Genomic DNA, 17,501 nt, shown 5'->3' with positions numbered 1-17,501 from the left:
TACACTTACGCAACAATTGCAATAGCGGTTTTATAAAAGTTTGGTTAATTTGAAAAAAAAGCAAATAATACTTTAAAAAAAGTATCTTTATACCATAATAAAAAACACCAATGAACCCATCTGCTTCAGGCTGGATAAAAAAACTAATAAGAGAGCTAAAACCCAAAGATCTCTTTAAAGACAACGACTTAGAAGTGTATTACAGACACTTTAGAGATTGCGGTTTTATATATGGAAGTAATGTCACTGTTGTAAATAATTGGGTTGAAAACGACGATTTTGAAGCCGACGAAATTTGTAAAATAAATTTAGTAATTGCTTTACTTATTGCCTATACCAATCATAATACTACAAACGACTTCTATACTGAAGTCGCTAATTTTTACAATACTATAAACAAGGAAAGAGTCTCTTTTATACAGGCTATAATAGGTTCCAAAGATGTTAAAGATCAAGTGGAGCGTATTATTAATAAGCGCATTCAGATTGATGACAACTTAATAGACAAGAGTTTTAATTACTTTATAACTAACGCCTTATTATTTGTAGATGTCTTAGCGTTTAGAAATTATTTGAAGACTGGTATTGTTAATGACGACATTATTAAAAATTACGAGGCTATTATAGAGAGTATTGTTTTAAATACTTTAAATAGTAAAAAGGCAAAGTCAGATTATGACAAAAGCTTAATTAATCTTTTTGAACAATCCCTACGTTACCAGCGTGATAGTGTCTTAGTATTTAACGAAGCTATTGCTAGTGTAGACTCCAATCTATTTTCTAGGTATTGTTTAGACCTTGCAGCTATGGCTACTTGGACAGATGCAAAATTAGATAACGAAGAAGAAGTATTTTTAAATACTTTAGGCGAAAATCTTAACCTAACACAACATCAAACCAACGAAGCTTCAAAAACGATAGAAGCATTTTATAAAACGTACCGACAAAAAGTCCCCCTTTTAGGCTCTAAAAATATTGTCAAAACATTTTACGACAACTCTACTAATATGGTGTTTAAGTTAATTAAACGCAATAGTAAAAAATTAACGCAAGAGCTTTTAGAAAGTAAAGAGTTAGTGATTCTTTTATCTAAATCGACAATCAGAGATTTAAGTAAAGAAGAACAAAAAAAGGTACAAGATCAACTATTGGATGTTTTTAAATCCATTCCTAGTTTAGCGATCTTCTTGTTACCTGGCGGAGCTTTACTACTGCCATTAGTGATTAAATTTATACCTAAACTATTGCCAAGTGCTTTTGATGACAATAGGATTGAGGACGAAGAGGAATAATTAAGACAACCACGCTTTAAAATCCTTTACACGCTCTCTAGCGACAATAACCTCAGCTTCATTATAGTTATTTAACTTGATTTGTAAGCGCGAGTTAGTGTAGCTTATCATATCCTTAATAGCATTAATGTTTATAAAATACTTTCTGTTTATTCTAAAAAATGTTTCTGGCTCCAGTTCATTTTCTAAACCTTCTAAAGTCATGTCTAACAAATAATTTCGACCTTCTGTAGTATATAAATAGGTCCCTTTATTTTCGCTGTAAAAGCATTCAACATCATCAATATTTATTAATTTAAGATGTTGTCCAACTTTAACCGAAAATCGTTTTTTGTACACTCTATCAATAGGATTAACCAGCAACTTTTTGATATCCTCAAAGTCTAATGCGATGCTTGTTTTCTGCGGAAGCCTAGCCTTATATTTTGTAACCGCAGTTTCTAAGTCTTGGTCATCAATAGGTTTTAATAAATAATCGATACTATTTAATTTGAAAGCTTGCAAAGCATACTCATCATAAGCAGTTGTAAAAATAATAGCAGATTTAACCTCAACCGCTTCAAATATTTCAAAAGACAAACCGTCACTAAGCTGGATATCTAAAAATATTAAATCAGGATGTGGGTTAGTATTAAACCAATCTATAGATTCCTCTACCGAATGTAACATGGTTTCAGCTTCCATATCTAAAGTTGTAAGCATACGTTGTAAACGTCTTGCAGATGGTTTTTCATCTTCTATTATTATCACTTTCATTGGTACTCTTATTTGGTTGGTTTATTTTAATATTTCACTTTATACTATACAACACTTTTCAATTAGAAACGCTACAATTAATAAGTTGAAGTCAATGTTGCTTATGTATCATATTTACCTCTTTTGACTTTAACCTCGTGCCTTTTTCGGTCATCTCCTACTCCCAACGTTGTTTATCATGATCAGCATTCATATATTTTTCTATTTGACGTTTTTCCCAGTTTTTACCAAATAAAAAATTGGAACCAAAAACACCTAAAAAATGAAACCCTAAACCTATTCCCCAGAATAATGCGGTCGAAAACGTTGCAAAATTCCAAAAAGGTAAATTAGAATTCCTAGAAATAGTAATCACTAAAAAAATATTAACGACCACATAGACGGCTAAGTGCCAATAAAACCCTTGTATTTTCTCTACTTTCTTTTTAGCTCTTAAATAAGCTTCCTCTTTTTCATAACTACGTTGTAGATCTGCGTCAGAGGCGTTAAAAGATTCTCTATTCTGTTCCATACTGTTTTGTTTTTAGTTCCAGCGTTGCTTGCCTTCTTCCTCATTCATAAACTCCTTTATTTTGCGATCTTCCCAATTCCTACCTAAAACGCCATCGTTAACATAGACTTTATAGGCATGAAATGAAATCCCAATTCCCCAACCAAATAATGGCCATACAAACCATTTGTAGTTCCAATTGGTATAATAGTTTACAAAAATTAAAAACGGAATGACAATACAATACGAAATTAGATTATAGTAAAACTCCTTTAATTCTTCAACATGTTTACGCGCTCTTATATAGGTGTCATCAAATTCTTGTTGTGGTATTTGTTTCATAACTGATAATTCTTTAGTTAACATGGGTATTGCCACTCTAAAACTAGTGGTGTTTTGGCTAATACTTACACGTTTGTTGGTTAATAATGCGTAGCGTTGTTTGATATTTTCAAGACCAACACCACTACTCTTTTTGACAATTGCTTTGGGTTGTAAATTATTTTCTACTATCAAGTTTCCGTTAGCCTCATAAATTTTAATATGTAATGGTCGGTTACTAGTTACAACGTTGTGTTTTACTGCATTTTCTAGTAATAACTGTAAAGCTAAAGGCACTACTTTGCTCTCTGGATTTATGGTTTGCTCTGGGATATCAAAAATAATACTGTCTTCAAATCGCATTTTTAATAAAGACATATAGGTTATTGCAAACTTAAGCTCTTCATCAACTGTTACTAAATCTTTGTTTTTTTGCTCCAATACATACCGATATACTTTGGATAAGCTAGTCGTAAATTTTTGTGCACTTTGCGGGTTTTCTTCAATTAAACTAGTTAATACATTTAAGCTATTAAACAAAAAATGTGGATCTAACTGATTTTTTAAAGCATCAAACTTAGCACTAGCAGTCCCAGCAATCACTTTTTGTTCTTTCAGTTTATTTTTCTGGTATCTGTTATAAAAATAAACTACATGAAAAACAGAAACGATAGTCAAGGTCATCCACAATCCAAAAGAATACCCTTGCCAGGTTTCGTTACGAATAAAAAAGGAAAACGAATTACCGATATAAATTACGGACGTAAACCCTCTTAAAAGAAACAGCCCAAATAATGTCATTACAGTAGAGCCTAAAATCCCCAAAACAACTCGTTTAACATACTGTCCAGCCATCCATTGGCGACGTTCCATATAGGCGAAAAAGTTCATATTTGATAGCCCTAAAACAAATGCATATAATTGATAGAATACAAAATCCTCAATAAATTGCCCAACCGTATCATAACTAAATCCATTAGATAGGTATTGCCCAAAAACAAAAACGACACAACCAATAGCGAAAGTTAAAACAATATTTTTTAAATTTTTATTCATAGATATCCCATTACACTGCATTAACAATTACTCCGCTTTACAAGCTGCCGTTAATTGCTTTGCACGATCTTCTCCCCAATTAGGATCAAACGCCGTTTCAGGCTTAAAGTTAGCAAAAAGTTGTAGAGATTTTTCTATTTGCGCACAAAATGGTTGCGTATCCTGACCAAAAAATCTAGCACTTCCCATATCCCACTCGGCCTTACTTAACATAACTCTTGGGTTACCAGGCGTTAATTGGTTTGCTTTGGTATATAATGCATTTATTTTTCCTGATAACGTCATACCATAAGTTGCACCATCACTAGCCACATATACAGTATGTAACAGGGCTTGAAGTACCATGATTTCGGCATTATCTTTAGATCTACTAGCAGCAGCATCTACAAAAACTTGTGCTTTTTTAAGCTGAGCATCCAAAGCTTCTTTTTCTTTTAATATAGAAAATCCGTCTAAAATTAATACCTGAGCAGCATAGTAGGATGGTAACCAGTTTTCCTTTTCAGCAGAGGCAATACGTTCAAATACGTTGGAAGCCTCTGCCATTTTACCATCTTCCCAAAGCGTAAAAGCTTTAGTCATTCCAGATTCATAAGTCGTTTGCGCTTGTAACATTGTGGTTAAAAACAAGGCAATTGTAATCGCTATTTTATACATATTTTATAGAGTTTTATAGAGTTTTATAATAACACTACAAATATCAACCGATATTACAGCATTAAAAAAAAGGCTTGACTCAACTGTCACTTTTTAAGACTGAATTGTAAGCTTTTATAATTACGTCCATTTATGTATTGGATTTACAACCCAAAACCACTAACTTTAAGTCTTCAAAAACCTACTTATGTCCATTACAACTGTCGAGTTTATAGTATTTACTACCATTGGGTTGCTAATACTACTTAATGCTATGTTAAACATTAATAAATACAAAAACGATACTATTAATGTGGTGATTAAAAACTGGAGTTATAACAAATACTTTTTTATCACCTTCCTTTGGGGTGTTTTTGGAGGACATTTTTTTTTAGGAAGTAAAAAACCAATTCTTAATATTTTTATTACCCATTGGGAAATCCCGCCAATTGCATTAGCTATTATTGTTATAATCATGATAATATATGGTCGTAAATTACCAAAAGACTTCATTATAAAAACCAAATACCAAGTCCTATTATTAATTACAGGTTTATTATATGGTCATTTTATATGGTCGCAACGTCATGAGGAGTTTATTCAATTTACATTAAACAATTAAAAACTATGCAACCTATTAATCAATTGTTGGCCAACGATGCTTTTGTAAAAAGAATCCAATATCTTATCATCACACTATTTATACTTCTAATTGTTTTTGATATATATTTGGCTGTGGACAGTACAACAGATAATGACACTATTAGTCGCATTATAAAAACTTACACGGATAATGGATTGTATGTTTTAACCTTTTTCTGGGGCGCCTTATCCGCTAATTTCTTCTTTACCACCAAGCATGTTTTATTAGTTAGTGGTACAGTGGGTAGTATTATTCTAGTCGTTTTTGCCATTTTTATCTATTGGTTTAGCTTAGGAACAAAAGTAGAAACTCTTATTGGTCCAACCGAAAACGACATACGTTGGGCACATGGTGTTTACATGGCCTTTGGTTTTTTAATGGCCCTTTTATTATGGCGGCAACGCGGTACTAAGCGCTAATAAATATACGTAGTTCTACGTATTTTATTTTAGAGTTTATAGTTGTAGGTTTATGTTTTAGAATAAAGTTGAAGAGATTACGGGTTTCCGTAATTTTTATTGTGGGGAAATGCTTTGTTTTGAAACTAAATTAATAGTTATTAATCTCACAAAATTATATTTATGAAATTAGAAAACATATTAGATAGAATGGGTTCTATTGAAAAGAACTCTTTTATTAAAATAATTGATACAATCATATCAAAAAACCCTAAGAACATAAAGGAAATCAATAAGATTTTGAGCTCAACTGACAAAGGTTTAAAATCTGTAGATAACCAAAATATATCTAAAATATTTTCGTTAACTGAAAAAGAATTTCAAGAACATATAAAATGTGAATTTCAGGAAATCACTTCCCAATTAGACATTTTAATAGATATAATTATACGTGATGGTAATTGTATAATGAAACAAGACTGGTTTTCTAGATTGTATGAAAGTGAAATAAAACAGCTTAAAACGAGAATAAAAGAACTTAATGCTGATTTTGAAGATGATAAATCTGAGCTGAGTTCCATAAGAAAAAGGGATTATAAAATCTACAAGTCCTGTTTACACACGGCTTACAATAATGACATCGCAAATAATAGAGAAGCGAAAGTTTCCTCCGATGAATTATCAATTATATTAACACTTTCAAAACAATTAGGGCTTTCTCAAGAAGAGGTCAAACTAATTAATTATTCCATTTTATCTATAAATAAACTAGATATACAAGATGTTATCAAAGGATTAAAAAACATTGGCGTCATATTTTTCTCAAATAAAGAGAACACCATTTATGTTGCTGATGAAATGGTAAGAATATTAAGAAAAATTAGAGAAAAAGAAGTTGGAGATAAATTTTACAGAAGAACTCTAAAACTATTAAGAGAACCAATAGTAAACCAAATTTGTAAAGAACACAATATAGATAGAAAGCTATCCTACTCTGAAAAAATTGAAGAAATAATAAAAGAAGGTGTTTCATTTACAACTCTCCTTTTAGAAGATATTTATAAAACTGGAAGCACATTAACTGAAAAGAAAAAAACACTTAATGAGTTATGCGAAAAAGGACTGAACATAAACACTTTAAAAGGGAACACTTTAGATGAAAAAATAAGTAGTCTGATCGAGTATTTTGAAACTGTAGAACGTGATGAAAAAGTTGGTATTTCTTTAGATGGATTTGATAAATTACTTACCGAGTTAAATCAATCTTTACCAAAACTAAATAAGCAAATAAAAGATCAATTTGAACTACAAGATGAATATGTTTTGAAAGCTGATTTTTTACTAGATTATAATATCAAACCTAGAGATATTTTAGATTTAATAACAAGAGAAGATTTAACAAAGTTTATAAAAGACAATGGTATCAAGCAACGTGGAGATGATATTTTAAACATTCTGGAACATTATAAAGACGTTGAAAACTTATATCTAGAAAACTATGAAAATGTTGCTTATCGAAATCTTAACTTACTAAAAGAGAACGGAATCATTATAAAGGAGAGTGAGTTAGGTGTGAAATTTGAAGAATTAACAAAGGTTATTTTTAACAGCTTAGGATTTAATGTCGATGAAACGTTCAAGAACAATTTAAATACTCAAAAGGATATGATGGATATTCTTTTAAATTTAGGTAATGATGAAATAATTATAGTCGAATGTAAAACAAGTAAAGAAAGAGGGTATAATAAATTTAGTTCAGTATCAAGACAGCTTAAGTCTTATCAAAACTTAGCACTTAAAAATAATTTACGTATTGTTAAAATTTTACTTGTTGCACCAGAATTTAGTGACGATTTTGTTACAGATTGTGAAATGGATACCGAAATGAATTTATCATTAATTACAGCATCCACTCTATCTAATATTTACGACTTCTTCAAAACATCAAAACACAAAGAGTTTCCACATGTTTTATTCAGAGATATTGTTATTAACGAAGAACGTATTTTGAAAGCCTTGAGTAAATAGTTTAAATATTATGCTGTAACTTTACCCAAAACCAAAAACATGTCATCTACATTTGCTGCAATAGATTTCGAGACCGCAAAAGGACACCACATTTGCTCGGTCGGCATTGTAACGTTTAAAGATGGAGAAATTATTGAAGAGTTTCATGCTTTAATTCAGCCTCCAAACAACGACTATAACTACCATAATGTACAAGTCCATGGCATTACTGAGGACGACACCCGGTTTTCTCCAAACTTTAAAGCGGTATATCCGGAAATTAAAAAACGTATTTCTGGAATTGTAACGGTTGCTCACAATGAGTCTTTTGATCGAACGGTATTACTAAAAACGATGAGTGATTATAATATTCCGCATACAGATTTAGTCATGGAACAACGTTGGGAATGCACTCTTAAATTGTATCGTAGTAAAGGCTATAAACCCGCTAAATTAGATGCGTGTTGTAAAGTCCACAATATTGCTTTAAAACATCACGATGCTTTGTCTGATGCTAGAGCTTGTGGTAAGTTATTTATAATTGCACAGTTTGAGTCTTTACCTTTATTTTAACAGTTCTCAACAAACTACGCCTACGTCAAAGCACTCGAACTGACGGGATATAATTAAACCTGATTAGTTTAGCAAAGTTATAAGTCGATTATATGTAGCTCTCCTCTTTTATTTAAGAGGAGAATGAATTTTAATTGCCCTTAAAAGGACATTAAAAGAAAGAGGAGTTTTTACTATCAGAATAGTTCTCAACAAACTACTCCCGCGTCACAGCACTCGAACTGACGATATGTGATTACTCCTAATTAGTTTAGCAAAGTTACAAGTCGATTATATAGCAGCTCTCCTCTTTAATTTAAGAGGAGAATGAATTTTAATTTCCCTTAAAAGGAAATCAAAAGAAAGAGGAGTTTTACTAAAAACCAACTAACAACAACCTACTAAAGATTATCCAATTGATTATCCGTCCCTTTCTCGCTAATAGTCCAAAAGAACCCTACAAAGAAAAACTGATCTGCTGCAGGACGTAATGTTCGGCTATTAAACTGTCCATTTAAATCTGGGGTATCTGCATATTGATAACCCGTAACATTTTTAAAACCTAAGGCATTGTTGACAGAAAAATACAAGATTTTTTGCGGACTTAACAAATAGGCCCAATTAACACTTAAATTGTTATAGCTTTTTGTTTTTTGATTTAAAAACCCACTTGTATTTGGATTGGTATACGTGCGTCCAGAAGCAAATCCATAACTGAAACCTACTTGACTCTTCCAATTTTCAATCCAATATTTACCAACAACTGATAAGTTATGTGTGTTCGCAAAATTAGGCTGTGCTGATTCTTGGTAGTTTTTATAATCTCGTGTTGTATCTAATAACGAATAGCTTACCCAATAATCGATATTCTTAATACTTTTATTATCTCTAAAAAACAGTTCTAATCCTTTGGCATAACCAGACCCTAAATTATTATAATTAGTATCAAAGCTGGTAAAATCAGTATCGTATTTAACTAAATCGCTATATTTTTTATAATATGTTTCTGCTCTAAATATTTTACCATCTGCATTATATTGATAATTTAAAATGTAGTGTTCTGCTTGTTGCGCGTCCAAATTTTGATCAAACTTTAAAATCTCACTGTTGGGTTGTTGGTAAAAATTACCATAAGCTAATGACAATTGACTTTTACGTCCTGTTTTATAGGCTAAAGACGTTCTTGGCGATAAAGTTACCTTATCAAACAACGCACTATATTCCGCACGTAATCCAACTTTTAAGGCTAAATTTTTAGAGACAAACACATCTGCCTCTGTAAATGCACCTGTTAGATTGTTATGATAACCATAGTTGATTTGATCTACAAAAGTATCATGATAACGCTCATCGAATGTAGTGGCAAATTGCTCCACTCCAAAGTTTAATTTAAACCGATTACTAAATCGGTGTTTTAATTTTAGCTTAGCATGAATTGAATTTTCTGTGGAATGAATACGACTATCAAACACATTAACTTTACTTTTAGCATAGGTATAACTTAGACCGCTAGATAAGGTCCAATTGCTGTTTAAAACTGCTTTATATGATCCATTAAAATATAAATTTTTGTTATCAAGAGCAAATGGTAATCCGTCTGTATAATTAATATCGTCTTGTATGACGCTAAAATTACTAGTATCAAAGGCGGAATATAATTTAAGAATCCCATTGTCTGTTTTGTGTCTAAACACCGCTTCTCCAGAAATAGTTTCGTAGGGTTTTTTCCAATCGTTACGATCTTCAAAAAGCTCTAAATAAGGCGCTAAATTAATATACGACGCATTGACACTTAAGCTATTTCTACCCCAAATTTGAGTATTTCCAAGACTGGCTCCAACACTCATAATTCCTATATCAGTTTTGTCTTGATCTGGTTGGTTAACGGTATTTAATTCTAAAACACTAGACAATGCTTGCCCGTATTCGGCACTATACCCTCCTGTTGAAAAGGTAATTCCGTCAAATAAAAATGGCGAATAGCGTCCACGGGTGGGGATGTTATTAGTGGTTGGTGAATACGGCGTAAAGACACGTATACCATCTATAAAAATCTGAGTTTCTTCTGCATCTCCGCCTCGCACAAATAATCGTCCATCTTCGGAAACGGTTGATGTCCCAGGCAAGGTTTGTAAAGCGCCAACAAAATCGCCTAAAGCACTTGCTGTAGTCACGACGTCTAGAGGTTTTAAAACGGAAACCTTACTGTTGTCTCCTGCTGCAAATGTCCCTGCCGAAATAACAACTGCATCTAAAGTATTAATATCGTCACGTAATGTGATTTTTAAGTTTGATAAGCTTGTAACGTCTTTGATTATTGTTTTAGCTTCATAAGATACAAAGGACACCACTAAGCTTTGTTGTCCAACTGCTGTTGTTGTAAATACAAAATGTCCGTTTGCTAATGTACTAGCGCCATCATAAGTCCCTTCTAAATAGACGTTAGCTCCTACTATTGGCTGATGTTTAGCATCCGTTACTGTCCCAGAGATTGTGGTTTGGGATTGTGTGGTTAGTGTTAAAAGGAGGATTAAAAAGGATAATAAAGCTTTCATAGATTAGTCGTTTTTGATTGTTTGATGCTACAAAGATGGACTGACGACCTAGGATTAGAAATAATTTACGCCCGAAGTGTTGATTTTTACTACTGAGCTGCGTTAAGGATTGAACGGTGTGTTTGAGCTCCTCGTAGAGAGCGAGTAGTGAAAGCCTGACCTTTATCCTGAACTAAATTCAGGATAAAGGTAACGTCCTAAAAAATAATTTTAAATTTGTGTAACATCTTTATAATTTTAACTACTAATAGTTAAACTAACCAAATAACCATTGAGTAAACCATTAGAACAAAATTTTGTTGAATTGCTTGAACAGCATCAAAATATTGTACATAAAGTTTGTAGACTTTACACCAATAATTATGATGCGCACAACGATTTATTTCAGGAAATAACCATCCAATTATGGAAGGCTTTCCCGAAGTTTAGAGGGGACAGTAAATTTAGTACTTGGATGTATCGTGTGGGCTTAAATACAGCTATTACACTTTACAGAAAGTCTAAACGCACGATCAATACGCAACAATTTGACACTGTACAATTTAAAATTAGTGCTGAAGAATACGATAGCACGGAAGAAGAACAATTAAAATTATTATACGCTGCCGTCCACCAATTAAATGATATAGAAAAAGCCCTAGTCTTTTTATATCTGGAAGACAAAAATTATAAAGAAATAAGCGAAACAATGGGTATTACAGAAGTTAATGCTAGAGTGAAGATGAACCGAGTGAAAAACAAACTGAGAACCATTTTAAATCCTTAACCTATGGATGAATTAGAATTATTAAAAAAAGATTGGGTTAAAAGCGATGATCGATTTGAAAAAAAATCAGCCTCCCAAATATATCCCATGTTATTTAAAAAATCGTCTAACATTGTGAAGACGTTATTTTATATAAGCATTGCCGAATTAGTGTTTATATTACTGTGTAATTTTACGCCTTTTTTGATGTCGGAAGATTATCATAAGCATTTTACGGAGACTTTTGGGGATGGTATTATGCAAAAGACACTATTACTCCTATCCTATCTTGTTATCGTTGTTTTTATATATTTATTATATAGATCTTACAAAACCATATCCGTCGTTGACAGTACAAAGCAGTTGATGACTAATATTTTAAAAACACGTAGAATTATTAAATACTACGTGGTCTATAATTTATTTATAATTGTAGTATCTGCGCCATATTATACTTACTTATCATTAAAAACTAAAAACACAGATTTTAATGTTACGGCTATGTCCACCATGGAATTATCTAAATTTATAGGTGTAGTGACGGTTTTAACTATAATCGTTATGGCCATTATATTTGGCTTTTACAGTTTAATATATGGTATTTTATTAAAGCGTCTAAACAGAAACTATAAAGAGTTAAAAAAGATTGAAGTCTAAATAAAAGAAATGAATGACATAAAAAAAGCATCAAAATAAAATTTTATTTTGATGCTTTTTTTATGGTTATATATAAACCTTAATGGTATGTACTGGAATTAAATATCTCCTAACCACTCTCGTTTTTTATTCAGTTCTTCTTGTGCTAGTAACTCTTTTTGAGGGATTACTTTTAAGAACGATGGGTGTTGCTCGATAGCATATTCTATTTGTTCTACGATATCTGCAATAGAGTCATTTTCGTAATCAATTTTTAAAGGTTCTTTGATTTCGAAAGACTGATACACGTTTTTCTTTTTAATACGTAATCCTTTTTTATCAAAACTACGTCTAAAACCATCAATTACTATTGGTACTACTATTGGTTTGTAACGTTTTATAATATGCGCTGTTCCTTTACGGATTGGCTTAAATGGTGTGGTTGTCCCTTGCGGAAAGGTCACTACCCATCCGTCATCCAAGGCTTTTTTGATGGCAGAAATATCAGACATTTTAACCTGTCTGTTCACATCTTTACCTTCGCTACGCCAAGTACGTTCTATACTAATAGATCCTGTGTAAGCAAATATTTTAGGTAATAAACCAGATTTCATGGTTTCTTTAGCGGCAACGTAATAAAAATTCAATTTAGGATTCCATAAATACCCAACGTTTTTAATAGAATCCTGACGATTACTTAACGCCGCATTAAAGACATGAAACATTGAAATAACGTCCGCAAAGTAAGTTTGGTGATTAGAGATAAATAATACGTTAGTATCTGGTAAATCCCTTATAATATCAGACCCTTCAATTTGTAGTTCGTTAAACCCTCTAAAACGCCTATGTGATAAAACACCAAGTATTCTAATCAGCCATTTTTTTACAAAAAGTATATGTCCAAAAGGATTTTTTTTAAATAAACCCATAGTTTTATTTTACATTTAGTATTAACAAATATAGAAAAACCTTTAAGTTATAAGGTCGCTTTTAACAAGTCTTTGACTTCGCTTAGCATCATTGCTGTTGCTCCCCAAACTAAATGCGTCCCTAAATTGAATGCAGGCACCTCAACATCAGCACCATAACTTGTCTTAACTTTTTTAGACGTTACATTATTATCATCTAATAAATCCGACAGGTAAACTTCCAATAAATCCTCCACTTCATCATCCTGCTTGGTAAAAATAGGGGTTTGTGTTGCCGCACCTATATAAGGTTGCACGTTAAAGTTACTTGGCGGAATATAAACTTGTGTCATTTTTTTATAAACAGTCACTAGTTTGGGATGGACCCCAACTTCTTCATGCGTTTCTCGCAATGCGGTATACATTAAATCTTTATCCTCCAACTCTACTTTACCACCAGGAAAACCTACTTGACCGGAATGTACCCCTTTATAGGTTTTTCGTAAAATTAAAATCAGTTTAGTTTGTGCGTCTAAATCAGGATAAAACAATGCTAATACTGCGCTTTGTCTTGCTTTTTTAATATTTTCGCCTTGTTGGGTAACTAACTCCTGTCTGTAAGATGGTACCATTTTAAGCTGAGAAGCTTCGGCTGGCAAAGGGATATTTTTTATTTTTGGCAACGCTATGATAAATTCATTAAAATTCATTTTAAAAATGCGCGTATTATTATTGGTTGGTTTTTGTTTTTTATGTCTTAATTGTGAAGATAAACAATCCAAGTCTAAAACCAAAAACAACACTTCTAAAACAGAGACTAAAGTCGTTGAAAAAGACACCACGCCTGTTAGAGAATATCCTTATGTCTCAAAGGATAATGTGATGGATTTCTTTTTAGACTATGCTACTAACAACAAAGAAAACAAAGTCCGTATTATAACCTCTGTTGGTGCTATCGATATTTTATTATATGACAAAACCAAATTCCATCGTGCCAATTTTATATTTTTAACTAAACAAGGTGCTTTTGATAACACTCAGTTTCATCGCGTAGTAAAAAACTTTATCATTCAAGGTGGTAACACGGACAATGTAAAGGTAGCTGCAAAACGTTATAAAATTGGTCATTATTTATTACCCACTGATACTAAACGGGGCTACACACATAAAAGAGGTGTCATATCCATGCCTAGTAGTGAGGTTGAAAATCCGCACAAACTAGCCTCTCCTTATGAGTTTTTTATAACCCAACAAGACGCGTACCACTTAGATGGTGATTACACTGTTTTTGGAGAAGTTATAAAAGGCATGGACATTGTTGATAAAATAAATGCGGTTAAAGTGGATGAAGCCGATTGGCCAATGAGAAATATCTATATTAAAAAAGTAGAAATCATAGATTAACTACTCACTTTTAAGTATTTTTAAGCTGAAAAAAAATATCTATTATTATATGAAAAAAAACACATTATATTCTATCCTAACCTGCACTATTGTACTATTTAGTGTGAGTTGTAAAAAAGAAGCTGAAACTGCAGAACCCGCAAAACCAATGTCTGATAACATACTGCTTAAAGACTACACCGGACCTTACGGAGGTGTTCCTGCTTTTGACAAAATGAAAGTTGATCAAATAGAATCTGCTGTTCTTGAAGGTATGGAAAAAGGTCTAGAAGATATAGATGCTATTGCCAACAATACAGAAGCACCTACTTTTGAAAATACTATTGAAGCTATGGAACGTGCTGGTAGCGGTTTAGATAACGTCTTTACTTACTACGGTATTTTTAGTAGTAATATGAGTAGCCCAGAATTTAGAGAAGTACAAGGTAACCTAGCGCCAAAATTATCTGATTATACTTCTAAAATTAATCAAAACGAAAAATTATTTAAACGTATCAAATCTGTTTATGATGCGTCGCAAAGCAAACCTTTGCCAGTAGATCAACAACGTGTTGTTGACCTTATTTACAAACGTTTTGAAATGAATGGTGCAGAATTAGATGCCACTAAAAAGAAACGGTATGCTGAGATAAACAAAGAGCTATCGACACTTTATAATAAATTTGGAGATAATGTATTACATGATGAAGAAAATTATATCACCTATTTAACCAAAGACCAATTAGACGGTTTAAGTGAAGGGTTTATTAAATCTGCTGCAAAAATAGCAACAGATAATGGTAAGGAAGGGCAATATGCCATCACCAACACAAGATCTTCAATGGATCCTTTTTTAACGTACAGTACAAATCGTGAATTACGTAAGCAAGTTTGGACCAACTACTACTCTAGAGGAGATAATGGGGACCAATATGATAACAATACACTTATCGCCGATATTTTAAAACTACGTAGAGAACGTGTTGAATTATTAGGGTATAAGAATTATGCAGAATGGCGTTTACAAGACCGTATGGCTAAAACACCAGAAAATGCTATGGGATTAATGGAAGCCGTTTGGCCTGCAGCCATTGCAAGAGTTAAAGAAGAAGTTGCAGACATGCAAGCTGTTGCTGATGCCTCAGGAAATAAAATTGAAATTGAATCTTGGGATTACCGTTTTTATGCAGAAAAAGTAAGACAGAAAAAATACGACTTGGATAGCGATGAGGTGAAACAATACTTACAACTAGACAAATTAACTCAAGCCTTATTTTACACTGCTGGACGTTTATTTAATTACAAGTTTACACCTGTTGAAGAAGGTAAAGTACCCGTATTTCATGAAGACGTTAAAGTTTGGGAAGTGACCGATTTAGAGTCTGGAAAACATATTGGTTTATGGTATTTAGATCCCTTTGCAAGACCAGGAAAACGTTCTGGTGCTTGGGCAACAACATACAGAAGTCACACGACGTTTGATGGTCCAAAAACAGTCTTAGCGTCAAACAATTCAAACTTTGTAAAAGCGGCGCCTGGAGAAGCTGTATTAATCTCTTGGGATGATGCACAAACCTTTTTTCATGAGTTTGGGCATGCGTTACACTTCTTCTCTTCTAATGTAAAATACCCAACTTTAAATGGAGGTGTTAGAGATTATACCGAGTTTCAGAGTCAATTATTAGAACGTTGGTTATCTACAGATGAAGTCATCAATCAATTTTTAGTACATAATAAAACTGGGGCGCCAATTCCTGCTAGTTTAGTGGCTAAAATCAAAAAAGCTTCTACTTTTAATCAAGGGTTTGGTACTACTGAATATTTAGCGTCTGCACTAATGGATATGAAATTACACCTCGCTGATCCTGAAAATATTGATATTGACAAATTTGAACGTGAAACGTTAGTCGAATTAAATATGCCAAAAGAATTACCAATGCGTCACAGAACGCCACATTTTGGTCATGTTTTTTCTGGTGAAGGTTACGCTACTGCTTATTATGGTTACATGTGGGCAGATGTATTAACTAGTGATGCCTCAGAAGCCTTTAAAGATGCTCCAGGAGGGTTTTATGATAAAGAAGTTGCTGATAAATTAGTCAAGTACTTATTTGCGCCAAGAAACAGCATGGATCCCGCTGAAGCTTTTAGACAATTTAGAGGACGAGATGCTAAAATTGAAGCCTTATTAAGAGACCGCGGATTTCCTGTGACAACAGAAAACTAAGACGTCTACCAATAATTACAGCTCCTTTTATCCAGTACTATACTGTGATAAAAGGAGCTTTTTTATACATGATATTTCCTGTTAATCCTATTTAATACCGAAAGTACAGGCCTACATTTAAAAGACATACTATTATTTAATAATGATAAATTGCTATCACAATATATAAAAACAATTAAATTTGTAACTAAACCAAACGACTAATCTTGTAATACGTTGTTCTTAATTTATGATGAAAAAACTACTGAGTTTTATCTGGCCTCAAACCACTAAAATAGACACTGATTTTAATGGCGTATTAGAAGTCACTTGGATTAACGGTCGAAAAGTATTAGATAGTAAAAATGCAAACTATTCTTACGGCACTTTGCAGCGCATTCTAGAAACAGGTCTTTCTAAAATAGATATTAAAAACAGTCACTCCATATTACTCCTTGGATTAGGTGGCGGCAGTATCGTCCATTCTTTGAAAAACAAATTTGATTATAACGGGACATTAGATGTCTTAGAGATTGATGAGAAAGTAATTTCTATAGCAAAAAACGAGTTTAACTTATCCCATTTTGACAATATAAACATCTTTAATTGTGATGCTTTAGATTTTGTAAACACCTGTACTTCAAACTATGATTTAATTATAGTTGACCTATTTATTGATCAAGAGGTCCCTACTCCATTTTTAACAGAAACGTTTAGTAATACCTTATCTAAAATGATAAACCCAAAAGGGACTGTCCTTTATAATTTGGGGATAAATTTAGACAAGCAAGACAAACCATATCATGTGATTAATTATTTTAAAAAGCAGACTCATTTTACTTGTACTGTCTTAGAACAGGTGACAGGTACCAACACACTACTGATTGCACAAAAAAAATAGCTAATTAAAAAATATT

The 17,501-nt window shown here is 32.5% G+C and carries 17 protein-coding genes; 10 read left to right on the top strand and 7 right to left on the bottom strand.

The features are described from left to right. Nucleotides 1-110 precede the first annotated feature (110 nt). A complete protein-coding gene (locus tag E9099_RS12380) occupies nucleotides 111-1,292 on the top strand; it encodes an LETM1-related biofilm-associated protein (RefSeq protein WP_136583875.1) in 1,182 nt (393 codons plus the stop codon). Here the strand turns inward: E9099_RS12380 and E9099_RS12375 are convergent, their stop codons facing one another. From E9099_RS12375 to E9099_RS12360, 4 genes are all read right to left on the bottom strand, one after another. Continuing rightward, complete coding sequence (locus E9099_RS12375) at nucleotides 1,293-2,048, bottom strand: LytR/AlgR family response regulator transcription factor (RefSeq protein WP_136583874.1); 756 nt, start codon at nucleotides 2,046-2,048, stop codon at nucleotides 1,293-1,295. 157 nt (nucleotides 2,049-2,205) lie between these two features. Further along, entirely contained in the window at nucleotides 2,206-2,559 is a 354-nt protein-coding gene (locus E9099_RS12370; RefSeq protein WP_136583873.1) for a 2TM domain-containing protein, read from the bottom strand. A 12-nt stretch (nucleotides 2,560-2,571) separates the two neighbouring features. Next, nucleotides 2,572-3,915 carry a 2TM domain-containing protein gene (locus tag E9099_RS12365; protein WP_136583872.1) on the bottom strand — a complete coding sequence of 448 codons (1,344 nt, stop codon included), beginning with the start codon at nucleotides 3,913-3,915 and terminating at the stop codon, nucleotides 2,572-2,574. 27 nt (nucleotides 3,916-3,942) lie between these two features. Continuing rightward, the gene (locus E9099_RS12360; RefSeq protein ID WP_136583871.1) at nucleotides 3,943-4,572 is read right to left on the bottom strand and encodes a hypothetical protein; all 630 of its coding nucleotides are present in this window, start codon (nucleotides 4,570-4,572) and stop codon (nucleotides 3,943-3,945) included. A gap of 187 nt (nucleotides 4,573-4,759) precedes the next feature. Here E9099_RS12360 and E9099_RS12355 point away from each other — a divergent pair, with 187 nt between their 5' ends. The 4 genes from E9099_RS12355 to E9099_RS12340 all read left to right on the top strand — a co-directional run bounded on the left by E9099_RS12355 (nucleotide 4,760) and on the right by E9099_RS12340 (nucleotide 8,172). Continuing rightward, nucleotides 4,760-5,173 (top strand): hypothetical protein, encoded by a 414-nt coding sequence (locus tag E9099_RS12355; RefSeq protein WP_136583870.1) that lies wholly within the window; start codon nucleotides 4,760-4,762, stop codon nucleotides 5,171-5,173. 5 nt (nucleotides 5,174-5,178) lie between these two features. After that, complete coding sequence (locus E9099_RS12350; RefSeq protein ID WP_136583869.1) at nucleotides 5,179-5,613, top strand: hypothetical protein; 435 nt, start codon at nucleotides 5,179-5,181, stop codon at nucleotides 5,611-5,613. Nucleotides 5,614-5,775: 162 nt separating this feature from the next. Further along, nucleotides 5,776-7,620 (top strand): hypothetical protein, encoded by a 1,845-nt coding sequence (locus E9099_RS12345; protein WP_136583868.1) that lies wholly within the window; start codon nucleotides 5,776-5,778, stop codon nucleotides 7,618-7,620. Between the two features lie 39 nt (nucleotides 7,621-7,659). Beyond that, the gene (locus E9099_RS12340; RefSeq protein ID WP_136583867.1) at nucleotides 7,660-8,172 is read left to right on the top strand and encodes a 3'-5' exonuclease; all 513 of its coding nucleotides are present in this window, start codon (nucleotides 7,660-7,662) and stop codon (nucleotides 8,170-8,172) included. A 380-nt stretch (nucleotides 8,173-8,552) separates the two neighbouring features. Here E9099_RS12340 and E9099_RS12335 read toward each other — a convergent pair whose 3' ends face one another. Further along, nucleotides 8,553-10,706 (bottom strand): TonB-dependent receptor, encoded by a 2,154-nt coding sequence (locus E9099_RS12335; protein WP_136583866.1) that lies wholly within the window; start codon nucleotides 10,704-10,706, stop codon nucleotides 8,553-8,555. A gap of 271 nt (nucleotides 10,707-10,977) precedes the next feature. Here E9099_RS12335 and E9099_RS12330 point away from each other — a divergent pair, with 271 nt between their 5' ends. Further along, nucleotides 10,978-11,472 carry an RNA polymerase sigma factor gene (locus tag E9099_RS12330; protein WP_136583865.1) on the top strand — a complete coding sequence of 165 codons (495 nt, stop codon included), beginning with the start codon at nucleotides 10,978-10,980 and terminating at the stop codon, nucleotides 11,470-11,472. A gap of 3 nt (nucleotides 11,473-11,475) precedes the next feature. Beyond that, nucleotides 11,476-12,108, top strand: a complete 633-nt coding sequence (locus tag E9099_RS12325; protein ID WP_136583864.1) for a hypothetical protein — start codon at nucleotides 11,476-11,478, stop codon at nucleotides 12,106-12,108. Nucleotides 12,109-12,206: 98 nt separating this feature from the next. Here the strand turns inward: E9099_RS12325 and E9099_RS12320 are convergent, their stop codons facing one another. Continuing rightward, the gene (locus tag E9099_RS12320) at nucleotides 12,207-13,016 is read right to left on the bottom strand and encodes a lysophospholipid acyltransferase family protein (RefSeq protein WP_136583863.1); all 810 of its coding nucleotides are present in this window, start codon (nucleotides 13,014-13,016) and stop codon (nucleotides 12,207-12,209) included. A gap of 47 nt (nucleotides 13,017-13,063) precedes the next feature. Then, on the bottom strand, nucleotides 13,064-13,705 hold the full coding sequence (locus E9099_RS12315) for an NUDIX hydrolase (protein ID WP_136583862.1): 642 nt from the start codon (nucleotides 13,703-13,705) through the stop codon (nucleotides 13,064-13,066). Nucleotides 13,706-13,712: 7 nt separating this feature from the next. Here E9099_RS12315 and E9099_RS12310 point away from each other — a divergent pair, with 7 nt between their 5' ends. The 3 genes from E9099_RS12310 to E9099_RS12300 all read left to right on the top strand — a co-directional run bounded on the left by E9099_RS12310 (nucleotide 13,713) and on the right by E9099_RS12300 (nucleotide 17,485). Beyond that, nucleotides 13,713-14,399, top strand: a complete 687-nt coding sequence (locus E9099_RS12310; RefSeq protein WP_136583861.1) for a peptidylprolyl isomerase — start codon at nucleotides 13,713-13,715, stop codon at nucleotides 14,397-14,399. 49 nt (nucleotides 14,400-14,448) lie between these two features. Further along, a complete protein-coding gene (locus E9099_RS12305) occupies nucleotides 14,449-16,605 on the top strand; it encodes a M3 family metallopeptidase (protein ID WP_136583860.1) in 2,157 nt (718 codons plus the stop codon). A 229-nt stretch (nucleotides 16,606-16,834) separates the two neighbouring features. Beyond that, nucleotides 16,835-17,485, top strand: a complete 651-nt coding sequence (locus E9099_RS12300; protein WP_136583859.1) for a spermidine synthase — start codon at nucleotides 16,835-16,837, stop codon at nucleotides 17,483-17,485. Nucleotides 17,486-17,501 lie beyond the last annotated feature (16 nt).

The sequence above is a fragment of the Psychroserpens sp. NJDZ02 genome, from assembly GCF_004843725.1.
GTDB lineage: Bacteria > Bacteroidota > Bacteroidia > Flavobacteriales > Flavobacteriaceae > Olleya.
This window is presented reverse-complemented; position numbering and strand designations above follow the sequence as displayed.